At 45.4% G+C, this 1677-nt stretch carries 3 protein-coding genes; all 3 read left to right on the forward strand.

Going from position 1 to position 1677, the window contains the following annotated elements; translation table 11 throughout:
* On the forward strand, positions 1 to 228 hold a 228-nt coding region (locus ACN6OV_RS12030; RefSeq protein ID WP_427953252.1), incomplete at its 5' end, for a lipocalin-like domain-containing protein.
* A 22-nt stretch (positions 229 to 250) separates the two neighbouring features.
* Positions 251 to 1081, forward strand: a complete 831-nt coding sequence (locus ACN6OV_RS12035) for an alpha/beta fold hydrolase (protein ID WP_427953254.1) — start codon at positions 251 to 253, stop codon at positions 1079 to 1081.
* 19 nt (positions 1082 to 1100) lie between these two features.
* Positions 1101 to 1677 (forward strand): FAD-dependent monooxygenase (locus ACN6OV_RS12040; protein ID WP_427953256.1); only part of this gene is annotated, 577 nt, incomplete at its 3' end.

Here is a 1677-nt window from a genome sequence, read left to right on the forward strand (position 1 = left end):
GAAAAAGCCGGTGCCTATAACAGCATGATGTCCTATGCAGGACGTTATGACATTGAAGGTAACACTGTAACCCATTATGTCGATCTCAGTTTATTTCCAAATTGGATTGGCGGACAGCAAAAACGCACCTTTTCTTTGGATGAACAGGGTCAGCTCAGTTTGACAGCACGTTTAGAAGAAAACACATCTGAAGCCCGCACTGCACTCTTGCTGTGGAAACGCGGTTAATTCAATTTTCAAGGAACGAATTATGAATACGATGACAAATCCTGAAATTGGCAAAAGCATCCAATGCGGTGCAATCCAGACCAACTATCACGATATAGGACAAGGTGAGCCTGTACTGCTACTGCATGGTTCAGGCCCTGGCGTCAGTGCATGGGCAAATTGGCGTTTAACCATTCAAGCACTGCAACATGATTACCGCTTGCTTGCACCTGACTTTGCTGGTTTTGGTTACAGCACATTCCCAGAAGACATTACTTTTAACCGAGATACATGGCTCAAGCAAATGGTGGATTTCCTTGATGCTTTAGGGCTGGAAAAAGTGAATGTCATTGGTAACTCCTTTGGCGGCTCTATGGCACTTGCCCTGGCGATTTACCACCCAGAACGCGTCAATAAATTGATTCTAATGGGCAGTGTTGGAGTTCCATTTGAACTGACTGCCGGACTCGATGCGGTGTGGGGCTATACACCATCGTTTGAAAACATGCAGGCAATCATGAAAATCTTTGCCTACAACCAAAATCTGGTGGGTGATGATTTGGTACAAATGCGCTATATCGCCAGTACCAAAGAAGACACGCGTGCAGCTTATGAACGCATGTTCCCAGCACCGCGCCAGCAATGGGTTGAAGCGATGTCTCATTCTGAAGAAGCCATTCGTAAAATTAAGCAGCCAACATTGATGGTGCATGGTCGTGATGACAAAGTAATTCCGCTTTCTACATCTTTGACCATGCTGAACTGGATTGAAAATAGCCAAGTGCATATTTTCAGCCAATGCGGCCATTGGACTCAAATCGAGCACGCTAAAAGCTTTACCCAACTCGTTGCACAATTTTTAAAAGATCAATAATGCATCAAGGATGACACGCATGACACAACATTCTGCCGCTGCAGGCAAAAAAGTTCTCATTATTGGCGCAGGTACAGCTGGCATGGCCTCTGCCATTACCCTGTCCCGTATTGGCGTCAAAATCGACCTGATTGATGTTAATCCTAATTGGGGCGCATTAGGTGCTGGCTTAACTATTACTGGGCCGACCTTACGTGCACTAAAACAGCTCGGTGTTTATGACGAAGTCACTGAACAAGCTTATGTTGGTGACGGTATTCAAGTCTGTGATCCGGCTGGCAATCCACTGCGCATTTTACCAACACCAATGCTAGAAGGTGCAGATACTGCTGGAAGCGGCGGCATCATGCGTCCTACTATGCATTCAATTATGCATAAGTATGTTAAAGATGCCGGCATTCAAATGCGCTTGGGTTTAACTGCTGATGCTTTTGAACAAGATGAAAATGGTGTGACAGTAACTTTCAGTGATGGCAGCCAAGGCCGTTATGACTTTGTGTTAGGTTCTGATGGCGTATTGTCTAAAACTCGCCAACTGTTATTTCCTGACGCACCTAAAGCGGAATACACCGGTCAAAGCTGCTGGCGTTTATTCT

It is taken from the genome of Acinetobacter sp. (genome assembly GCF_050285345.1).
Taxonomy (GTDB): domain Bacteria; phylum Pseudomonadota; class Gammaproteobacteria; order Pseudomonadales; family Moraxellaceae; genus Acinetobacter.